Origin of the sequence: Lacticaseibacillus kribbianus (assembly GCF_020180945.1) — a bacterium.
Taxonomy (GTDB): domain Bacteria; phylum Bacillota; class Bacilli; order Lactobacillales; family Lactobacillaceae; genus Lacticaseibacillus; species Lacticaseibacillus kribbianus.
This window is the reverse complement of the sequence record NZ_JAIPUL010000002.1, coordinates 52,016-68,821: the sequence shown is the minus strand read 5'-3', so window position 1 is coordinate 68,821 and position 16,806 is coordinate 52,016. Positions and strand designations below refer to the sequence as shown.

The following is a 16,806-nucleotide window of genomic DNA, read 5'->3' as shown; positions in this document are numbered from 1 at the left end:
TACCCGACCGGCTAAACGCCGCGCTGCGCTCTGGTTTTGTTGAGATACAAAAAATTCCGCCCTAAACCAGTCTTTTTGACTGATTAAGGACGGAATTCTCCGCGGTACCACCTTAATTGGCGCGTGCAAAAAACTTGCACGCTCCCCCTTAGCGAAGGGCTAACACCCTCCCGGCAACTGACGTATGCCCGACGTCCAGCCTGACTCGCCGCGCACGGCTTTTGGGCTGACCCTCAGTGGTCCATTTAACTGCCTGCGTTCGGCGACACTCTCAGCTCCGGTCGCTCTCTTTACGTGCACAACAGTCTTGATCTCCACTTCAACGGTTTAGGACGAAATGTTTTGATTACGGCTAAACTACGCCTCTCTCATCCGGCTGTCAATGATTTCTCACGATTTTTTCGTGAGAAACGGCGGCGCCTGCGCGACCAGCGCCAACAGCCGCGCGGCGTTCTCGGCGCACTCAAAGCCCGTCACGTCCAGCTTCAGCGAGGCCACCGCGTCGTACAGCGGCAGCCGCGCCAGCGTCCCGGCCAGCGCCGCCTGCTCGCGCACGCCGCCGGCAACGTCCTGCTCGAAGCGCCGCGTCAGCTCGGCCGGGGTGGCGACGAGCGACACCGAGTGCGCGTCGAAGTCGCCGTGCAGGCCGGCCAGCAGTTCGTCGATGATCGCCTGCTGGTGCATCACCCAGACGAAGACGATGGTGTCGAGGCGCGAGTTGGCGATGAACGCGTTGAGCAGAAACTGAATGTTGGCCATCACCATTTTTTTGTTTTCGTCGCTGAAGTCCCACGGGTGCATCGCCCAGCACCAGTCGCCGTCGAGGAAAACGGCACGGTCTGCGCTGTGGTCGACCAGGTACTGGCCGAGCGTGGACTTGCCGATGCCCATCGGCCCGCCGATCAGGATCAGCCGCTTGCTCATGCCTGCACCTCCTGCGGCCAGGTGGCGCGGATGCGCGCCTCGATCTGGTCGCGCACAGCGGCGAAAACCGCGGCACGTTCGGCGGCGCTGCCGGTCGCCTGCGCAGGATCTGGCAGCGGCCAGTGCAGCGCGTGGGTGCCGGGCGCAAGCGCCGGGCAGCGGTCGCGCGCGTCGCCGCAGAGGGTGATGACGACGTCGCTGCTCGCCAGGTAAGCCGGGTCGATCAGCTTGGACTCGGCCCGGGAGATGTCCAGGCCCCGCGCAGCCATCGCAGTGACTGCCTGCGGGTTGAGGCCGTGCACCTCGACGCCGGCGCTTTGAATGCGCCAGGTTGCTGGCAGCAGTGCCTTGGCCAGGCCTTCTGCCATCTGGCTGCGGCATGAATTGCCGGTGCAGAGAAAATACAGTTGCATGAGTGGCTCCTTTCGGCGGGTTACGCCAGGGTGACTTCTTGCCGCTACTATAGCACAGCCCGGGCCAGCCGTCGCCGTTCCCGGTGGCAATCGGGTCGTCCGCCTGCCCTGCCGCGGCGTACCGCAAAAAAAGGCGAACGCCTAGCCGCCAACTCGCCAGTCGCCTGTCCTCAAAGCGCCCCTTGGCCGCTTCCAGCAGCCGGCAAGGCGTCACGCCTTGGCCGCGCCGGAGCGCTGCGGGAACTCGGTCTGCATCGTGCGGCGCATCAGCCGGGCCACCAGCCAGCGCGGCGCCAGGCGACCCGCGGCGGCCAGCAGGCGGCTGGCCCCAGGGTTGATCACGGCGCGGTTGTGCCCGATGCTCTTGAGCACCGCGGCGACGAACGCGTCGATGTCCATGTTGAGCGGGTTGCGCTCGCCGTTGGCATGCATCGTCGGCTCCAGGTTCGTGGCCGCGACCAGAGGCGGCGCGACCTGAATGACGTGCAGGTGGCGGTAGCCCCAGTATGCGGCCTGGTTGCGCAGCGCGGTCGTCAAGGCGTTCACCCCGGCCTTGCTGGCGGCGTACAGCGGATGGGCGGTGCTGGGTAGGTAGCCCAGACCCGAGCTGACGTTGATCAGCGCCGCCTCGGGGGCTGCGGCCAGCTGCGGAAGGAAGGCCCAGTCGACGTTGGCGGTGCCGATCAGATTGGTCTCAATTTCGGCGGTCAGTGGCGTTTGCGGGGTGAAAAAGTTCACGCCGCGCATGATGCCGGCCGAGTTGATCACCATATTCAGGTCGGGGTGCTGGCTTCGAACCCTGTCCGCCAGCGCCTGCACGCTTTGCCGGTCGGCCACATCGACCGGGTAACCCACCAGGCCGGGGTTGGCGGCCACCGCCTGGTCAATGACAGTTTGGCGCCGCGAGGTCACGATGACCACGTTGCCGCGGCGCAGCAGGGCTTGGGCGAGGCGCAGACCGAGCCCCGAGGTGCCGCCGGTGATGAGAATGGTGTTTTGGGTGAGTTTCATGACTGTGTGGGTCCTTTATCTGGAATTGCAGGTCCAAGCGCCTGCTCCCCAGTAGGGTACAGCAATTCGATTAAAGTTACAATATTTTATTTTTGTAACTCGTGGTAAAATATAGCCATGACAAAACTTACTGATGATGCAATTCTCCAAACCTCGGCCGAGCTGTTGCGGCAAACCGGCAGCCTGAAGGTGACGCTGCAGGACGTCGGCGCCGCCTTGGGCGTCAGCCACGCGGCGCTGTACAAGCACTTCGCGAGCAAGCAGGCCTTGTGGACCGCGCTGGCCCTGCGCTGGCTGGACCAGGCGCTTGCGGCCCTGTTTCCGTACCGAGTCGCGGCGGCGGCCGACACTGCGACCATCGCACACGATTGGCTCTGGACGCTGGCCGACGCCAAGCGCCAGGCCCGGCTGCGCGACCCCGCCATGTTTGCGGTCTACACCGCCTACATCGCCGCCGACACCGCGGCCTACACCCAACACACGCAGGCACTGGGCCGAAGCTTCATGGCCGCGACGGGCAAGGACGCCGCCTTCACCACCGGCGTGTTGTTCAGCTTCATGTTTTTCTCGGCGCCGGAATACGCCGCGCGGTGGGACGCCGATTTTCAGCAAAACTTCGAGCTGACCTGGGCCGTGGTGCGGCCGGCCTTCGTATAACCGGCGCACTGGCACCAAAAGGGCTCACCGGCCGGCCGCTGTGCGGTTGTCGGTGAGCCCAATCAGACGGGTGACGCCATTTGCTTCCTGTCGGGAGAATGCATGTCATCCCCGACCTGCCGGAGTTCCAGCCGTGCACCGGACAATCAGGCACTAGCCAATGCCCATCGGCTCACAATCGGCATCAGCCGCCTGCTCATCACGTCATCGCGAGGACCAGGCCAACCGCCGTGTGCAGCGCCCCCGCCGAATCGCGCCAAGGCGCGACCGGCAGCTTGCTTTTGGCAAAGCCTACCTTGGCGTAGACGTGCAGGGCCACCGCGTTGTGCGCATCGACTTCAATGGCGACGCGCGTGGCGCCCAGCTTGTGCGCCACGGCCGGCAGGTGCTCGCGCAGCACACGGGTGCCCAGGCCCAACTGCTGACAGTCGAACTCGCCGATTGTGAGGTCAAACGTCATCACGCCCGGGGCTTCAAGGGCGTACAGGAACTCGCCGATCGGCCGGCCACCGGACAAAAGGGTCTCCCACCCGGCACCCGGTTTGGCCAGATGCCGCGCCACGGTGCCGGCAAGCTGATCCACGGTCTTGATCAAACCCGCCGGAAAACCGACGGGCGCCATCACGCGCGGGTCCCGGTACCAGGCGGCCATCAGCGGGTAGTCGGCCGGTTCGACCGGCCGGTAAGTCAACTCATTCACTGTCATCGCCTCCTCAGATCATCGCCAGCTCGCGCAGCGCCGCCTGAACCGCCGGGGTCTCGACCCGGCCGCGGGCCGCCAAGCGGCCCGCCCGCATCACCAGAATCTCGTCGACGGCCGCAAAGGCGTCACGGTTGTAGGTGTGGGTAATCATCAAAAAGCCCTGCGGCATCGCGCAGATGTCGCGCTGCAGGCGGTCTGCGATGTGCGGGTCGAGCCCGGTGGTCAGCTCGTCGAACACGTAAAACGGGTAGCCGCGCAGAAACAGCCGGGCCAGCGCCAGGCGCTGCTTCTCACCGCCGGACAGCTCGGCGCCGGCCTCCGACACCCTAGTGTCCAGACCGTGGTCGGCCAGCCACGGGCCCAACCCCGCGCGGGTCAGCGCCGCGAGAATCGCGGTGTCGGCGTAGCCCTCGGCGAACAGCGTCATGTTCTCGCGCACGGTCGCCGCAAACACGTAGCCCTTTTGCGCCAAAAGCCCGATGCGCGAGTAGACGGCCGCGCGCGGCAGCCGCGCCGGCGCCTCACCCATCAGCGTCAGCTCGCCCTCCGTCGGCGCCAGCTCACCCAGCATCAGCCGCACCAGAGTCGACTTGCCGCTGCCGCTGGCGCCGACCAGCAGGTACTTCTTGCCCTGATCCAGCGCGAGGTCGACACCTTGCAGCACGCGGTGGTCGCCGATGGTCAGCCCGAGGCCGCGGGCCCGAACCGTGACGCGCGGCGCGGCCGGGGTGCCCGCAGCGGTGGCAGGTGCCGCAAGCGGCCCGCCGCCGGTCGCGGCACCAGCACCCAGCGTCGAGGCCGCCGGTGCGCCCGCCATTACGGCCGGGGCCGGGGCCGCGGACGCACTCGGAACCGCGGTACCCGATACCGCACCAATGGGCACCGCGACTTTCTGCTCCGGGTCGTCTGTCGTCCCACTAATCAACGCCGGCGCGTCGTCCGCCTGCGTCGGCCGGTCCAGGAACTCGCCGATCACCGCGGCCGCCTTGCCGCCGCCGATGATGGTCGGGATTGTCTGGGTCAGCTCGGTCAGGGGCCACGCCATGAAGCCGGTCAGGTTGGCGAAGGCGACCAGCTGGCCCATGCCCATCTCGCCGCGCTGCACCAGGACGGCGCCGACGACCCAGATCATCAGGGTGGTCACGTCGTTCAGAAAAATCGCGAGGCCGGACGTGATCTGATTGATGCGCTCGTTGTCCCGTTGCGCGGCGAGCATTTTGCGGTTCGCCAGCCGGTGCTGGCCGATCAACGCGGCCGGCGCCAGCGCGAACTTCAGCGTGGTGAAGCCACTGAGCAGGTCGGTGATGCGCGTGGTGTAGCGCTCGATCTCCTCGACCTGCTTGGCCGAGGCGTTGGCGATCGCCTTTTTCGTCAGGTAGGGCAAGGCGAGCGACGGCAGCGACAGGCCCAGCGCGACCAGCGTCACCAGCGGGTTGATCACCAGGGTGCCGGCGACGGCGAACAGGAACTGGAACACCAGGCGCGACAGGCCGAGCAGGCTGCCGTAGTAGTCGGCCTCGACCTTGTCCAGCTGCTTGGTCAGCTTGGCGATGATGCCGCCGACGCCGAGCTCGCCGAACGCCGCCGGGGACAGCCGCGCGGTCTGGGCGACCACCGCCTCGCGCAGGCTGGCGGTGGTGCGGAACTTCAGCAGGTTGGTCTGGTAGTGGTCGGCGGTGAACACAATGTCCATCACCAAAACGTAGCCCATGATGAACAGGGTCAGCGGCACGAACCGCCACTGGGTCTTGCCCATCGCCGTGTCGACGATCAGCTGAAACAGGAACGACCAGCAGACCAGAAAGGCGTTGTTGACGGCCTGCAAAACGATGACGCGCGAAAACTCGCCCTTTCGCGTCAGTAAGTGTTTGAACATTTTTCCTCCAGGGTGCGCCCGGAGATCAGCGGATGCGGCCAGGCAAACTGCGGCCATCAAAAAGGAGCCCGCACCGCGGACTCCACCGTCGGGGGCAAGAATGAACTGATCTCATCGGCGCGCACGAAAACTAGGCGCCCGGGTGCCGCAGCGGCGGCTCGGACGTACGAACGTGTGCTATTTAAGTCTCGCGAACCTAATTCGTCTGTGTGAACAGACGCCGACTGATCAAATTCATCCCGGCCCCTCCTTCTTGTATTTCCATTAGATTACCATGTGATTCATTAAAACGCAAGCGCTGCCGAGATGAGAAATTCTTGGCGACAATTTGCGGCGCCGGGTCGACTCGCAATGCCACGGTTGCCGCGCCACCCCGCCGCGTGCGCCGTCGCCGCGCAACCCAATTGCGGCCGCCCCGCTACCGCCGCAGCCCGCTGGTCACCCCGGCCGAGAGCTTCCGGCGCCAGGCCAGCATCCCCAGCCCGAACGCCACGGTGACCAGGCCGAGCACCAGAAAGTAGGTCGCCTCGTGGCCCCGCCGGTACAGTGTGACCAACAGCGCGGCCAGCCCGTTGCCGCCGGCCTGCGACAGCGAGTAGACCGTCACCAGCTGCGTGGTGAAGGCCAACGGCGCGATGCGCGTCGCAAGCGCCGTGCCGATCGGCGAGGTCAGCGCCTCGCCCAGCGTGATCAGCGCGTAGAAGCCGACCAGCCACAGCGGCGACACCCGCACCCCGGCGGGAAAAATGGCCAGCGGCACCGCCATGAACAGCGGTCCAAGGCCCCACAGCACCATCCCGAGTCCGAACTTCACGGTGTCGCTCGGCTGCCGGCGGCCCAGCCGCGTCCAGGCGACGCTGGCGACGGCGCCGAACAGGATGGCAAACACCGCGGGCACGGTCTGGAAGCCCGCAGGCGTCAGGTGCAGCCCAAAGTAGGTCAGCCGCACCGAATCCGCCGCGTACAGCGCCAAAATCCCGGTCGCCTGCCCGTAGACGGCGATGCTGATGGCGTTGCCGATCATGAACACGACGAAGTACCGCACCCGCCGGGCCTCTGCCGCGCTGGTTTTGGCCGAGCGCACCATCACCACCGCGTAGACGATTGGCAGCGCCAGGCTGGCCCAGCCGATCACCGTCGTCAGGCCGGCCACGCTCACCCAGTGGTTCATCCCGGCGACGGTCCCGGCCAGGCCGAGGGCGACCAGCACGGTTGCGGCCCCGCCGAGCAGGCGACGCCGGGCGCTGGGCGGCAGCGGGTCGACCGGCGCCAGCCCGATGTCGCCGAACCACCGGCGCTGCCCCCACCAGTACGGCACCAGGCTGAGCAAAAGCGCCGCGGCCGCGACGGCGAAGCCGGCGTGGTAGCCGAAGTGCAGCGCGACCGTGCCGGTGAGCAGCGGGGCCGCCGCGCCGATGTTGGCGGTGATGTACAGCAGCGAAAAGGCCGCGGCGCGCCGAGGGCTGTCGCGGTCGTACAGGGCGCCGGCCAGCGCGTTGAGGCTTTGGCCGCAGACCCCGGAGCCGACGACCTGAAGCGCCAGGCTGCCCCACAGCGCCGCGACCCCGCCGCCGGGCACCGCCAAAAGCGCCACGCCAGCCGCCTTGATCAGGTTGCCGACCAAAAGCAGCTTGCGCATCCCCACCAGCCGGTCGGCCGCGAAGCTTCCGGCGGTGCCGGTGATGAACCCCACCGTCGCAAACACCGCGAGGATCTGCGTCGCCGTGACCCGGTCGAACCCAAGCCCCGCGGTCGGCGCCGCGTAGAGGTACAGAATCAGAATCGCCGACACGCCGTACGTGGCGAAGCCGGTGCCCAGAGACGTCGCCGCCAGGGCCGCGAATGCCGACGGCCGTCCGTCGCGCGCGTTTTTTGCCACCATCATGCCTCCTTGCATCTTGGCCATTTTACACCAAGGTGACAAAAGTGGAAGGCGACTGTCACCCGTTTGCTAGTGACGCGCGCGCCAATTCTGGTAAGATGAATGCAGACAAACACAGACAGGAGCGAATTGTTTATGAAAAAAGTTTTGGCCATCATCGGACTTGTGATCGTCTTGGCCGGCGGCTGGTTCGGCTACAAGTACTACGCCAGCACCTACGCCGGCGCCACCGGCTACACCAAGGTGACCACCACGCCTAAGCGCCACCAGACCACGGACTCCTCCGGCAAAACCATCAGCGGCTACTACTCCTACGATTACTCGTTCACCTGGGCGCTGAAGGACGGCACGACCAAGACCGTCGACTTCGAGCTGTCCAGCAAGAACCCACAGCCTTACGTCGTGGGCAAGTACCTCAAGGCCGAGATCTCCGACAAGCGCGTGATCAAGGGCCCTTCCTACGTCGACGTGAAGGACATTCCGGCCAAGGCGCTGGAGCAGATCAAGTAACGCCCAACGCGGCGACCGCCTCACTGCAGGCGGCCGCCGCATTTTCTCTGCCGTGCGAAGTGACCGGGAAAGTGGTTTCGCAGTGGTCTAGCCGCGACGGCGCAGGTTTGTGGGCACCGCCGGCATTGGTAGGAACAACTTTGAAGTTGCTCAGGAACCCTTTACTTGTGCCCCATTATGGGTTAAAATGACCTCGTCATTGCATAACATCCCACTGTCGACCACCCCCCTAACCAATCTCGCATTGGTCTTGGTCGTCAGCGCCCAGGAAGGCCTGGAATGAGTTGACCCGAAAGTCCAGCAGACGGTGCTGGACTTTTTTTGTACCCAGGGCGGAGCGGGGCGCATTTAGCGGGACGGATTGCCTATCTAGGGTGCTTGGGCCGCTCTTTGGCCCGAGTACCCTAGCGTAGCAAGCCGCTCCCGCGTTGCCCCGCGGAGCCCGACGATAACCAGGGCGGAGCAAGGCGGGCTTAGCCGGACGCACAGCGTAAGGTTGGGCGTCGGGCCGCTCTTTGGCGCGATGCCCGGCCTTAGCTGTGCGTTCCGGCGTTGCCTTGCGGAGCCCGACGACCAGGGCGGAGAAGCGCGGGCTTAGCCGGTCGGCTAGCGTAAGGCTGGGCATTGGGCCGCTCTTTGGCCCAGTGTCCGGCCTTAGCTAGACGAACCGGCGTTGCGCTTCGGAGCCCGACGATACCCAGGGCGAAGCGGGGCGCACTTAACGGGCCGCATAGCGTAGCGCTGGTGCTTGGGGCGCTCTTGGCCCAAGTACCGGTGCTGGCTATGCGAGCCCGCGTTGCCCCGCGGAGCCCGACGACCAGCGAGCAGCAGATCCACCGTATCCCCACCGGTTGCTACCTTGCAAGGCAAAGCATCAAGCCGCACGCGAAGTCCCAGACACAAAAAGACGCGCCAAACCCGGCCCGGGAGTGCCCCCAAACCGGATTCGGCGCGATTGAATTAGCTTCAGTTGACTCTGCGCGTGGTGCTTTGCACGGCCTGTTGCTGCAGGACCTCCCGGAACCACCCGGGGCAATGCTGGTATCTGTGCAGCCGGTGCGTGCGCCGCGCGTCTGGGTTGGGCCGCGGCTACCTCAAATGAGTAGGCCCTCCCAGTGGTGCGACGCGCGGATGGTGATCCATAACCCTGTTCATCTTCCCGCTGTGGTGCTGGGCGGGTTCCACTACCCTATGCATAAGATGGCCTGGTTGGGGCCTGGTCTGAGTTGGCTACTGGTGGCGCTTGCCGCCGGATCGTTCGCCTGAGCCGCGGGTGTTGCCGGCAACGCGTTTGCCGCCCCACGACTCCGATGCTCATCTGAGTCCATCGTACCCGCGGTAAAATTTCTCGTCAACTTTTATGCTCGCACGCCGGACCGGCTAGTGCGTCGCATCAAATCCTAGGCGCTTCGCTTCCGCCAGGGAGATCTTGGTCAGCTGAAGCGTGATACTGCCGGCTGGCGAGGCAACTTTTTGCGTCTTGCTGCCCGTTTCGAAAATCATCAGCGGGTTGTTGGCCGCGAGCTGAATTGCCTTGTCCTGCTTGTCGGTGTCGAACAGTTCGACCGTGATGCCGACATTGTCGTTGCCCGAATCAGACTGAACGTCGTGGTTCACTAGCACGTGGTACTTCGGTCGCGTTGTCTCGATGTGCAGCCGGTAGTAGCCGGCCGGAATCTGAGTGCCGACATTGTAGGCCCCGAACGGACTGGTGGTCGTGTAAGTCTTCCCGTGCACGGGCATCTTGGCGAACTTGGCCGGCGTCAACCTGGCCTCGGTCCCCGGAGCCAGGCCGTATTGCGCGTTGTCCGCAAAGTACCAAATGCCCGGATAAGTCGCGCCTTCCGGAATCAGTGTCCCCATGTAGTCGATGTCTCCCTTGGTCGCGGTGACGTCATAGAGCCCTGGTGCCACCTGCTGGGTGTTGACCGCCTTCGTCGGCCCCGACAGGTAGGTGATGCCCGGCTTCATCGTCCACGCCTTGGCCTGCCGGTTGCCGGCCTGGCTCGGGCTGAACCCGGTGCCTTGCCAATAATTGCCAGAATTCGGCAGCGTCTGCCCGTTCGTGTCGTTCAGACGGTTAATGCCCGCCGCCACCGTAGTTGCGCCGCCGACCACCAGCAGCGCGGCCGCAGCAATTGCCAGCCCGCGGGTCACCCGCACCCGCCGCGCCTGGCGCGGGGCCGCCTTGGACACCCCCGCGTCGATTGCCTTCATCACCGCTGCGCGCGGCACCCTGCCCTCGTTTTGTCTCATGTTTAATCCCTCCCCAATGCTTCGCGCAGCGCCGCGCGCCCGCGCGCCAGCCGCGTCTTGACCGTGTTCTCGCTGACGGCGAGCTGACCGGCGACGTCGTGCACCGACCAGCCACCCAGATAATGCAGCCGCAGCACAGTGGCGTAGCGTTCGTCGATACTCCCGAGCGCTTCGGTGACCGCCAGGTGCTGCGCCGCATCCGTCGCGATGGCCGCCGGAACCGTTTCGGTCAACGGCGCGGCTTCACGCCGCTTGCGCTCCGCCAAAAGTCGCGTCGCCTCGTTAATCACGATGCGCGTCAGCCATGTGCCAAAAAGCGCGGGGTCCTGCAGCTGTGCCACCCGCACCACGGCACGATAGCTTGCCTCCTGAATCACATCCAGCGCGTCTTGCTCATTGCGCACGTATGCCCAGGCCACGGTGTACAGCTGCCGGTAGTGACGCCGCAACAGCCGCGTCATCGCGGCGGCCGAGCCCCGCTGCGCTTTCTGAACCAACCTCACCTCATCCACTTTACTCACCCCTTTTTCGGTACACCCATTAGACCCGCCGACAGTGCAAAAGGTTTCGCCGCCGTTAAAATTTTCCCGCGCACAAGTGTATACTAAGCGTTAACGCAAACCGGGAGGACGACGACAACATGTGGGGAACGATTTTTAACACCGGAATGATTCTTGTGGGCAGCGCCCTGGGGGCCCTGTTCAAAAAGGGCCTCGGGGACAAGTTCCAGGCCAGCCTGATGCAGGCGATTGGGCTGGCGGTGCTGCTTTTGGGCGCCAACACCACCGTGCAGGCGATGCCCAAGAGCAAGTACCCGGTGCTGTTTCTCGCCAGCATGGCAATCGGCGCCATGATTGGCCAGGCGCTCGACCTGGACACCCGCTTCAATAACCTGATGGCGCGCGCCGGCGGCCAGTCGGCGCTGGCGCAGGGGCTGTCCACCGCCATCCTGCTGTTTTGCATCGGCACGCTGTCGATCGTCGGGCCGATGCAGGCCGCGCTGAACCGCGACTACACCTTCCTGTTCACCAACGGGACGCTGGACCTGATCACCGCGGTGGTGCTGGCGTCGACGTTCGGCTTCGGCATCGCGCTCGCGGCCCCCGTGCTGTTCCTCTGGCAGGGCGCCATCTACGTGCTGACGCTCCTGGTGGCCAACGCAATCTCCACGGCGCTGCTCACCGAGCTGTCGGTGGTCGGCGGCATCCTGATCTTCGCGTCCGGCGTCAACCTGCTGCACCTCGCCGACGTCAAGACCCTGAACCTCCTGCCGGCGCTGGCGGTGCCGCCGCTGTTCTTCATTGTGCTGCACTTCATTTAACAAGCTCGCGCCAAAAAAGGGCCGGCCGATTCGTTCACACCGTGGGTGGAATGAATCGGCCGGCCCTTTGCGTGCGGCGGCGCCGCCTCAAGCCCGCACGTCCAGCCCCAGCACCCGCACTGCGAGGCTCGCCGCCTGCTGCGGCGTGACGATCACGCCGCGCAGCTGGGTCGGCTCGACCTCAAGCGTCTTGAAGCGGCAGTCGCGCAGGTCCAGGCCGCGCAGGCGCACGCCGGGGAAGGCCGCGCGGTCGAGGTCGCAGTCCGCCAAGGTGACGGCCTTGAGCTTGGCCTCGCTCCAGTCGCTGGCCACCAGGCGGCAGCGCTCGAAGCGGACGTTTTTCAGCGTCGTGTCCGCCAGGTTCACCATCTCCAGCTGGCAGTCGGTGAAGGTGACGTCGGCCAGGTAGCCGCCGGCCAGCACCGTGCCGGTCAGCCGGCAGCCGGAAAACTGCGCCCGCAGCAGGCTGGCCGAACTCAAGTCGGCGTTGGCGAGGTCGCAGCCGCGCAGGATCGCGTCGGTGGCCTCCAGGCGCGGCAGGTCGACGCCGGCCAGACCGAGGTGGTCGGCGACGCTGTTCTCCAGCGTCGCGTGGGTAAGGGAACCATTGGGTACCACTTCCGGGACCATTTTCACGTCGCGCAGCAGGTGGTCCTCCGCGTTCACCAGGTCGGCCCAGCGGCGCGCTTCCAGCCCGTCTTCGACCACGCGCGGGGCGGCGATCAAATCAGCACCCCGTCGCAGTGCGCCACCTCGTGCTGGATCACCTGCGCGAGAAAGCCGCTGAAGTCCTGGGTGTGCGGCCGAAACTGCTCGTCTAGGTAGGCGACGGTGATTGACTCGAAGCGCGTTGCCGGCCGCTCGCCGGTCAGAGACAGGCAGCCCTCCTGCGTCTGGTACGGGCGGACCTTGGCGGTAATGCGCGGGTTGACCAGCACCAGCGCGCCGGGGCCGACCGCCGCGATGATCATCCGGCAGTCGGCGCCGATCATGTTGGCGGCCATGCCCACGCAGCCGGCGCGGTGCGCGGCCAGCGTGTCTTTGAGGTTCTGGATGACGGCGCGGTCGGCCGGGGTCGCCAGGCGCGCCTTGCGCTGAAGAAAAAGGGTGTCGCGGTTAATCGGTTGAATCATGGGTTTGCCTCCTGTCGCGTTCGCCCCATTGTACCACGCGCGCCTGAAATTTTTCGGAGGGGTAGTATGGTTAACCCAGATTAGAGTATGATTGCAGTAAAATGAAGACGTCGCCAACCCGAAGGAGGAAGCCATGAAAGTTATCCCGCGCCACGTCCGCCCCTGGTATTTGATCACCCTAATTGCGATGATCGGCTGGGGCCTGCTCACCGTGCTGGTGCCGCTGACCAGCGGCACGTTCATCAACCGCGTGCTGGCCGACCACAGCCAGCTGCTGGGCCCCGCGCTCTGGCTTTTCCTCGCCGCCTCGGGGGCCGAGATCGTCTTCTCGACGCTCGGCACCTTCCTGGGCCAGGACCTCGTGCGCCGCAGCCAAAACGCGTTTCGCCAGCGAATCCTGCGCTGGCTGATGGGCGCGGCGCGCTATTCGGACGGCGCGGTCGCCGCGGCCACCACCGACCTCAACGTCAACAGCCACGAGGTCGCCGATTCCTACGTCAAGGGTGAGGTCGACATCGTCAACTGCATGATCCTGATCGCGGCCTCCGCCGCCGGGCTGTTGTCGATCAACCTGCTGCTGTCGGCCGTGATCCTCGCCGTGTCCGTTTTGATCGTGCTCTTCCCCAAGGTGCTGGAAAAGCCCAGCCAGGCCAACCGCGCCGAGAAGGCCGCCGCGCAGGACCAACTCAACCGCCGCGTCACCTCGTTCACCGCGGGCATCGAGACGCTGGCGAGCTTCGGCGCCGGGCGCTACTTCCTGCGCCGGCTGGAAGCCGACAACCGCGCGATCGTGAAAACGGAGGGCCGCGCCAACGGCTACATCACCCTCACCTACGCGGTCAACGCCTTCCTGCAGGTGGCCAAAACGTTCGCGATCATCGGCCTCGGGGCGTTTTTGATCACCCGCGGGCAGCTGTCCGTCGGCGGTATGCTGGCGGCGATCCAGATTGCGGCCAACCTCGGCGCGCCGATGGAGGTGCTGTCGTGGCTGCTGTACACGCGCCGCGAGATCACGCCGATCGCCACGCGGCTGACCACGCAGTACCAGGCGGCCCCGTCCGAAGTGCCTGCGGACGACCCGGTGGCAGACATCCGACTAAAAGACTTCTCGCTGGCCAGCGCCGACAAGCCGCTGTTGACCGGCGTCACGCTGGACTTTGAAGCCGGGCGCAAGTACCTGGTCGTCGGCCCGAGCGGCGCGGGCAAGTCGACGCTGCTGCGCGCCATCGCCGGCAGCGGCGGCGGCACCGCAAGCGGCGCGCTTTTGATCAACGGCGCCGACTCCCGGGCGTTCTCCCGCATCAAGCTGGTCACGCAGACCCCGGCCGTCTTCAACGTCGGCCTCGCCGACAACCTTTTCATGGGCCAGCCGGTGGACGCCGAGCGGCTCGACGCCACGCTTTCGCTGCTTGAGCTGCAGCCGCTGGTGGCGCGGCTTGGCCTCGACGCGCCGCTGAGCGACTCGGCCCTTTCCGGCGGGGAAAAGCAGCGCATCGCCCTGGGCCGCGCGCTCTTGGCCCGGCCCGACGTGCTGCTGCTCGACGAGTTCAACTCGGCGCTCGACCACGACCTCGGCCGGCGCCTGGAGGCCTACGTGCTTCGCCAGCCGTTCATGGTCATCTCCATCCTCCACCACCTTGACGAGACGCTTTTGCCCGAGTACGACGCGCTGATTCGCGTCACGGACGGCCGCGTGACGGCGGTGGAGCCGCTCAAGTAGACCCTCGGCAGACGGCCGGGCAGAGGCTGCGGCCTTGCCCGGCCGTTTTTGGCGTGGCCCCGATCGGCTGCCGGCGCGCAAAAAAAGCCCGACCGCATTGGCCGAGCCTGTAAAATCTGTGATGTAAAGTTAACTGGCCGCCCCCGGCCGTCCTGCCGGGGGCGCCGCGCTGGTTACGTCGAGCTACGAGCCGTCGCCTAAGTGCGCGCTTCTCCGCTCTGGTTTCGTCGAGCTCCGAAGCGCAACGCGGGTGCGGCCTGCTACGCACTAGCACTCGAAGCAAAGTACGCTTCAAGCGCTAGCGCTAGGCAGTCCGACCCGCTAAGTGCGCGCTTCTCCGCTCTGGCTTTGTCGAGCTCCGCGCGACAACGCCGGAGCGATTAGCTACGCCGAGTCGTCTGGGCCAAAGTACGGCCCAAACGCCACGGCTAGGCTAATCGTCCGGCTAAGTGCGCCGCGCTCCGCTCTGGCTTCTTGGTTACTTCAGCAGCTTCTCCGCCAAGGCCTTGACTTCGTCGTCGCTCATGTCGAGCACCGGCTTCATCGTCTCTTCGGTCTTCACCGTGTCCTTGGCGTTGTGTTCCATGTAGTAATCCCACAACGCATCGCGAACCGGGATCTCACTGTCACTCCAGTCGAACACCACGTTCATCGGCTCATCAAGCACCAAAGTCTTCTCAACATCTTCTGCCATGATTCCTACCTCCGTTGTTTTCTACTATATTTACGAACACCCTTATTATAACGCAGAACTCGGGGTGTGACGCAATTTTTTAGCACTTTATAGTTAAGAGTGCTAACCACAGGCCGTCTGACGTGCGCCGCGGCGGGTCACCCGGGTACAATGGGGAGGCCACACGACCGCGAACCGCCAGCATTCGCCGGGCTGGCTTGACATTCTGCCAGTCGAGGGCAAAACTGGTTATATTTCAGCAAAAGAGATGACCCGGTTTGAACGTCCTTCGCAGCACCTTCTCCTCCCTGCGCGTCCCCAACTTCCGCTACTTCTGGCTCGGCCAGCTACTGTCGGTGATGGGCACGTGGATTCAGCGCACCGCCCAGACCTGGCTGGTGTACCAGATGACCGGCTCGGCGCTTCTGGTCGGGATTCTTTCGGCCTGCCAGTTCGTGCCGATCCTCGGGCTGACCCTGATCGCCGGCTCTTTGATCGACCGCTTCCCCAAGCGGCGCATCCTGATGATCACGCAGACCGGCTTCCTGCTGCTCGGCGTGATCATGACCGCCATCGTCTACCTGAAGGTCGTCGCGTACTGGCAGGTGCTCCTGATTGCCATCGGCTACGGCGTCCTGCAGAGCTTCGACACCCCGACGCGCCAGTCCTTCGTGGTCGAGCTGGTCGGTCAAAAAGATTTGATGAACGGCATCTCGCTGAACTCGACCGTTTTTAACCTGGCCAAAATCGCCGGCCCGTCGATTGCCGGGGTGCTGATGGTGCAGTTCTCCGTCGGCTTCTGCTTCCTGGTCGACGCGATCTCCTACCTCGCTGTGCTGCTCGGGCTGTTTCTGATCCACCAGACGCACGTGGTCGCGACGCCATCCAAGCAGCGCATCTGGCGCGATGTGCTCGACGGGCTGCGCTACGTGTGGACCCACGCGGAGGTGCGGCTGTCCGCCGAAATGATGCTTGTGGTCTGCACCCTCAACTATAACAACAACGTGATCATCCCCATTTTTGCCAAGGAGGTCCTGCACGCCGGGGCCCAGACCTACGCCAACCTGCTGTCGGCGACCGGCATCGGCAGCCTGGCCGCCGCGATCCTGCTCAGCTACCTGTCGCGCTACGGGCTGCAGCGCAACCTGTACGTGGCGGTCGCCCTGACCACCGCGGCGCTGCAGGCGGCGATGATCGTCGTCCACCAGTTCGCGCTGGCCGTCGTCGTGATGATCGCCATCGGCTTTTGCAACATGGCGTTCCTCAACCAGAGCAACGCGAGCTTCCAGTACGACATCCCGCACCAGCTGCGCGGGCGCATCATGAGCGTGTACGTGCTGCTCAACCAGGGCACCACCCCAATCGGCAGCCTCTACGTCGGCGGCGTGATGGACGTCGCCGGCGGCCTCTGGGGCTTTCCGTCCTGCGGCTTCCTCGCGCTTTTGCTGCTGGTGCCGGTACTGTGGCACCACCGCCCGCTGATCCACCGGTGGCGCGTGGAACAGGCGGCGCGGCACGCGCACGCGTGAGCACCCGCGTGAGCACCCGCGGTCAAAAACACCTCACCTCTGCGATGGCAATTATCGCAGAGGTGAGGTGTTTTCTGGTGGACCGGTTGCCTAAGTGCGCTTGGCTTCGCCCTGGTTATCGTCGGGCTACGCCAAGCAACGGCGCCCCGTCTAGCTAGGGCAAGCGTTCGGGCCAAAGTACGGCCCAACCGCTTGCCC

16 protein-coding genes are annotated in these 16,806 nt (G+C 65.2%); 5 read left to right on the top strand and 11 right to left on the bottom strand.

The window, feature by feature from the left end; genetic code table 11:
* Positions 1-390 precede the first annotated feature (390 nt).
* From LE416_RS07645 to LE416_RS07635, 3 genes are all read right to left on the bottom strand, one after another.
* A complete protein-coding gene (locus LE416_RS07645) occupies positions 391-924 on the bottom strand; it encodes an AAA family ATPase (protein ID WP_225047910.1) in 534 nt (177 codons plus the stop codon).
* Positions 921-1,337, bottom strand: coding sequence for an arsenate reductase (thioredoxin) (gene arsC / locus LE416_RS07640; protein ID WP_225047909.1), 417 nt, complete (start codon positions 1,335-1,337; stop codon positions 921-923). Before arsC ends, LE416_RS07645 begins: the two co-directional genes overlap by 4 nt.
* A 210-nt stretch (positions 1,338-1,547) precedes the next feature.
* Complete coding sequence (locus LE416_RS07635; protein ID WP_225047908.1) at positions 1,548-2,348, bottom strand: SDR family oxidoreductase; 801 nt, start codon at positions 2,346-2,348, stop codon at positions 1,548-1,550.
* Between the two features lie 117 nt (positions 2,349-2,465).
* Between LE416_RS07635 and LE416_RS07630 the strand changes: the two genes are divergently transcribed.
* A complete protein-coding gene (locus LE416_RS07630) occupies positions 2,466-3,005 on the top strand; it encodes a TetR/AcrR family transcriptional regulator (RefSeq protein ID WP_225047907.1) in 540 nt (179 codons plus the stop codon).
* Positions 3,006-3,204: 199 nt separating this feature from the next.
* On the opposite strand, the gene LE416_RS07625 is transcribed toward LE416_RS07630, so the two are convergent.
* From LE416_RS07625 to LE416_RS07615, 3 genes are all read right to left on the bottom strand, one after another.
* Positions 3,205-3,705, bottom strand: coding sequence for a GNAT family N-acetyltransferase (locus tag LE416_RS07625; RefSeq protein WP_225047906.1), 501 nt, complete (start codon positions 3,703-3,705; stop codon positions 3,205-3,207).
* 13 nt (positions 3,706-3,718) lie between these two features.
* Complete coding sequence (locus LE416_RS07620) at positions 3,719-5,584, bottom strand: ATP-binding cassette domain-containing protein (RefSeq protein ID WP_225047905.1); 1,866 nt, start codon at positions 5,582-5,584, stop codon at positions 3,719-3,721.
* A gap of 418 nt (positions 5,585-6,002) precedes the next feature.
* Positions 6,003-7,469 (bottom strand): peptide MFS transporter, encoded by a 1,467-nt coding sequence (locus LE416_RS07615; protein WP_225047904.1) that lies wholly within the window; start codon positions 7,467-7,469, stop codon positions 6,003-6,005.
* 132 nt (positions 7,470-7,601) lie between these two features.
* Here LE416_RS07615 and LE416_RS07610 point away from each other — a divergent pair, with 132 nt between their 5' ends.
* Positions 7,602-7,976, top strand: coding sequence for a DUF1093 domain-containing protein (locus tag LE416_RS07610; RefSeq protein WP_225047903.1), 375 nt, complete (start codon positions 7,602-7,604; stop codon positions 7,974-7,976).
* Positions 7,977-9,356: 1,380 nt separating this feature from the next.
* On the opposite strand, the gene LE416_RS07605 is transcribed toward LE416_RS07610, so the two are convergent.
* Complete coding sequence (locus tag LE416_RS07605) at positions 9,357-10,232, bottom strand: hypothetical protein (RefSeq protein WP_225047902.1); 876 nt, start codon at positions 10,230-10,232, stop codon at positions 9,357-9,359.
* A gap of 2 nt (positions 10,233-10,234) precedes the next feature.
* The gene (locus tag LE416_RS07600; protein WP_225047901.1) at positions 10,235-10,744 is read right to left on the bottom strand and encodes a sigma-70 family RNA polymerase sigma factor; all 510 of its coding nucleotides are present in this window, start codon (positions 10,742-10,744) and stop codon (positions 10,235-10,237) included.
* A gap of 128 nt (positions 10,745-10,872) precedes the next feature.
* Between LE416_RS07600 and LE416_RS07595 the strand changes: the two genes are divergently transcribed.
* Positions 10,873-11,553, top strand: coding sequence for a DUF554 domain-containing protein (locus LE416_RS07595; protein WP_225047900.1), 681 nt, complete (start codon positions 10,873-10,875; stop codon positions 11,551-11,553).
* A gap of 87 nt (positions 11,554-11,640) precedes the next feature.
* On the opposite strand, the gene LE416_RS07590 is transcribed toward LE416_RS07595, so the two are convergent.
* Positions 11,641-12,279, bottom strand: a complete 639-nt coding sequence (locus LE416_RS07590; RefSeq protein ID WP_225047899.1) for a pentapeptide repeat-containing protein — start codon at positions 12,277-12,279, stop codon at positions 11,641-11,643.
* Positions 12,276-12,686, bottom strand: coding sequence for a peptide deformylase (locus LE416_RS07585; RefSeq protein ID WP_225047898.1), 411 nt, complete (start codon positions 12,684-12,686; stop codon positions 12,276-12,278). The genes LE416_RS07590 and LE416_RS07585 overlap by 4 nt, the downstream gene beginning before the upstream one ends.
* Before the next feature lie 133 nt (positions 12,687-12,819).
* Between LE416_RS07585 and LE416_RS07580 the strand changes: the two genes are divergently transcribed.
* Entirely contained in the window at positions 12,820-14,406 is a 1,587-nt protein-coding gene (locus LE416_RS07580; protein WP_225047897.1) for an ATP-binding cassette domain-containing protein, read from the top strand.
* A gap of 478 nt (positions 14,407-14,884) precedes the next feature.
* Here LE416_RS07580 and LE416_RS07575 read toward each other — a convergent pair whose 3' ends face one another.
* Positions 14,885-15,100, bottom strand: coding sequence for a P8 family protein (locus tag LE416_RS07575; protein WP_241865017.1), 216 nt, complete (start codon positions 15,098-15,100; stop codon positions 14,885-14,887).
* Positions 15,101-15,357: 257 nt separating this feature from the next.
* Between LE416_RS07575 and LE416_RS07570 the strand changes: the two genes are divergently transcribed.
* Positions 15,358-16,608: an MFS transporter gene (locus tag LE416_RS07570; RefSeq protein WP_225047896.1), complete on the top strand. Its 1,251-nt coding sequence runs from the start codon at positions 15,358-15,360 to the stop codon at positions 16,606-16,608.
* The last annotated feature ends 198 nt before the right edge of the window (positions 16,609-16,806 follow it).

What these genes read in the sequence shown, in the direction of transcription:
- LE416_RS07575 (WP_241865017.1), bottom strand. Translation starts at nt 15,100, where the DNA reads ATGGCAGAAGATGTTGAGAAGACTTTGGTGCTTGATGAGCCGATGAAC.
- LE416_RS07580 (WP_225047897.1), top strand. Translation starts at nt 12,820, where the DNA reads ATGAAAGTTATCCCGCGCCACGTCCGCCCCTGGTATTTGATCACCCTA.
- LE416_RS07595 (WP_225047900.1), top strand. Translation starts at nt 10,873, where the DNA reads ATGTGGGGAACGATTTTTAACACCGGAATGATTCTTGTGGGCAGCGCC.
- LE416_RS07620 (WP_225047905.1), bottom strand. Translation starts at nt 5,584, where the DNA reads ATGTTCAAACACTTACTGACGCGAAAGGGCGAGTTTTCGCGCGTCATC.
- arsC (WP_225047909.1), bottom strand. Translation starts at nt 1,337, where the DNA reads ATGCAACTGTATTTTCTCTGCACCGGCAATTCATGCCGCAGCCAGATG.
- LE416_RS07615 (WP_225047904.1), bottom strand. Translation starts at nt 7,469, where the DNA reads ATGATGGTGGCAAAAAACGCGCGCGACGGACGGCCGTCGGCATTCGCG.
- LE416_RS07635 (WP_225047908.1), bottom strand. Translation starts at nt 2,348, where the DNA reads ATGAAACTCACCCAAAACACCATTCTCATCACCGGCGGCACCTCGGGG.
- LE416_RS07610 (WP_225047903.1), top strand. Translation starts at nt 7,602, where the DNA reads ATGAAAAAAGTTTTGGCCATCATCGGACTTGTGATCGTCTTGGCCGGC.
- LE416_RS07605 (WP_225047902.1), bottom strand. Translation starts at nt 10,232, where the DNA reads ATGAGACAAAACGAGGGCAGGGTGCCGCGCGCAGCGGTGATGAAGGCA.
- LE416_RS07630 (WP_225047907.1), top strand. Translation starts at nt 2,466, where the DNA reads ATGACAAAACTTACTGATGATGCAATTCTCCAAACCTCGGCCGAGCTG.
- LE416_RS07645 (WP_225047910.1), bottom strand. Translation starts at nt 924, where the DNA reads ATGAGCAAGCGGCTGATCCTGATCGGCGGGCCGATGGGCATCGGCAAG.
- LE416_RS07585 (WP_225047898.1), bottom strand. Translation starts at nt 12,686, where the DNA reads ATGATTCAACCGATTAACCGCGACACCCTTTTTCTTCAGCGCAAGGCG.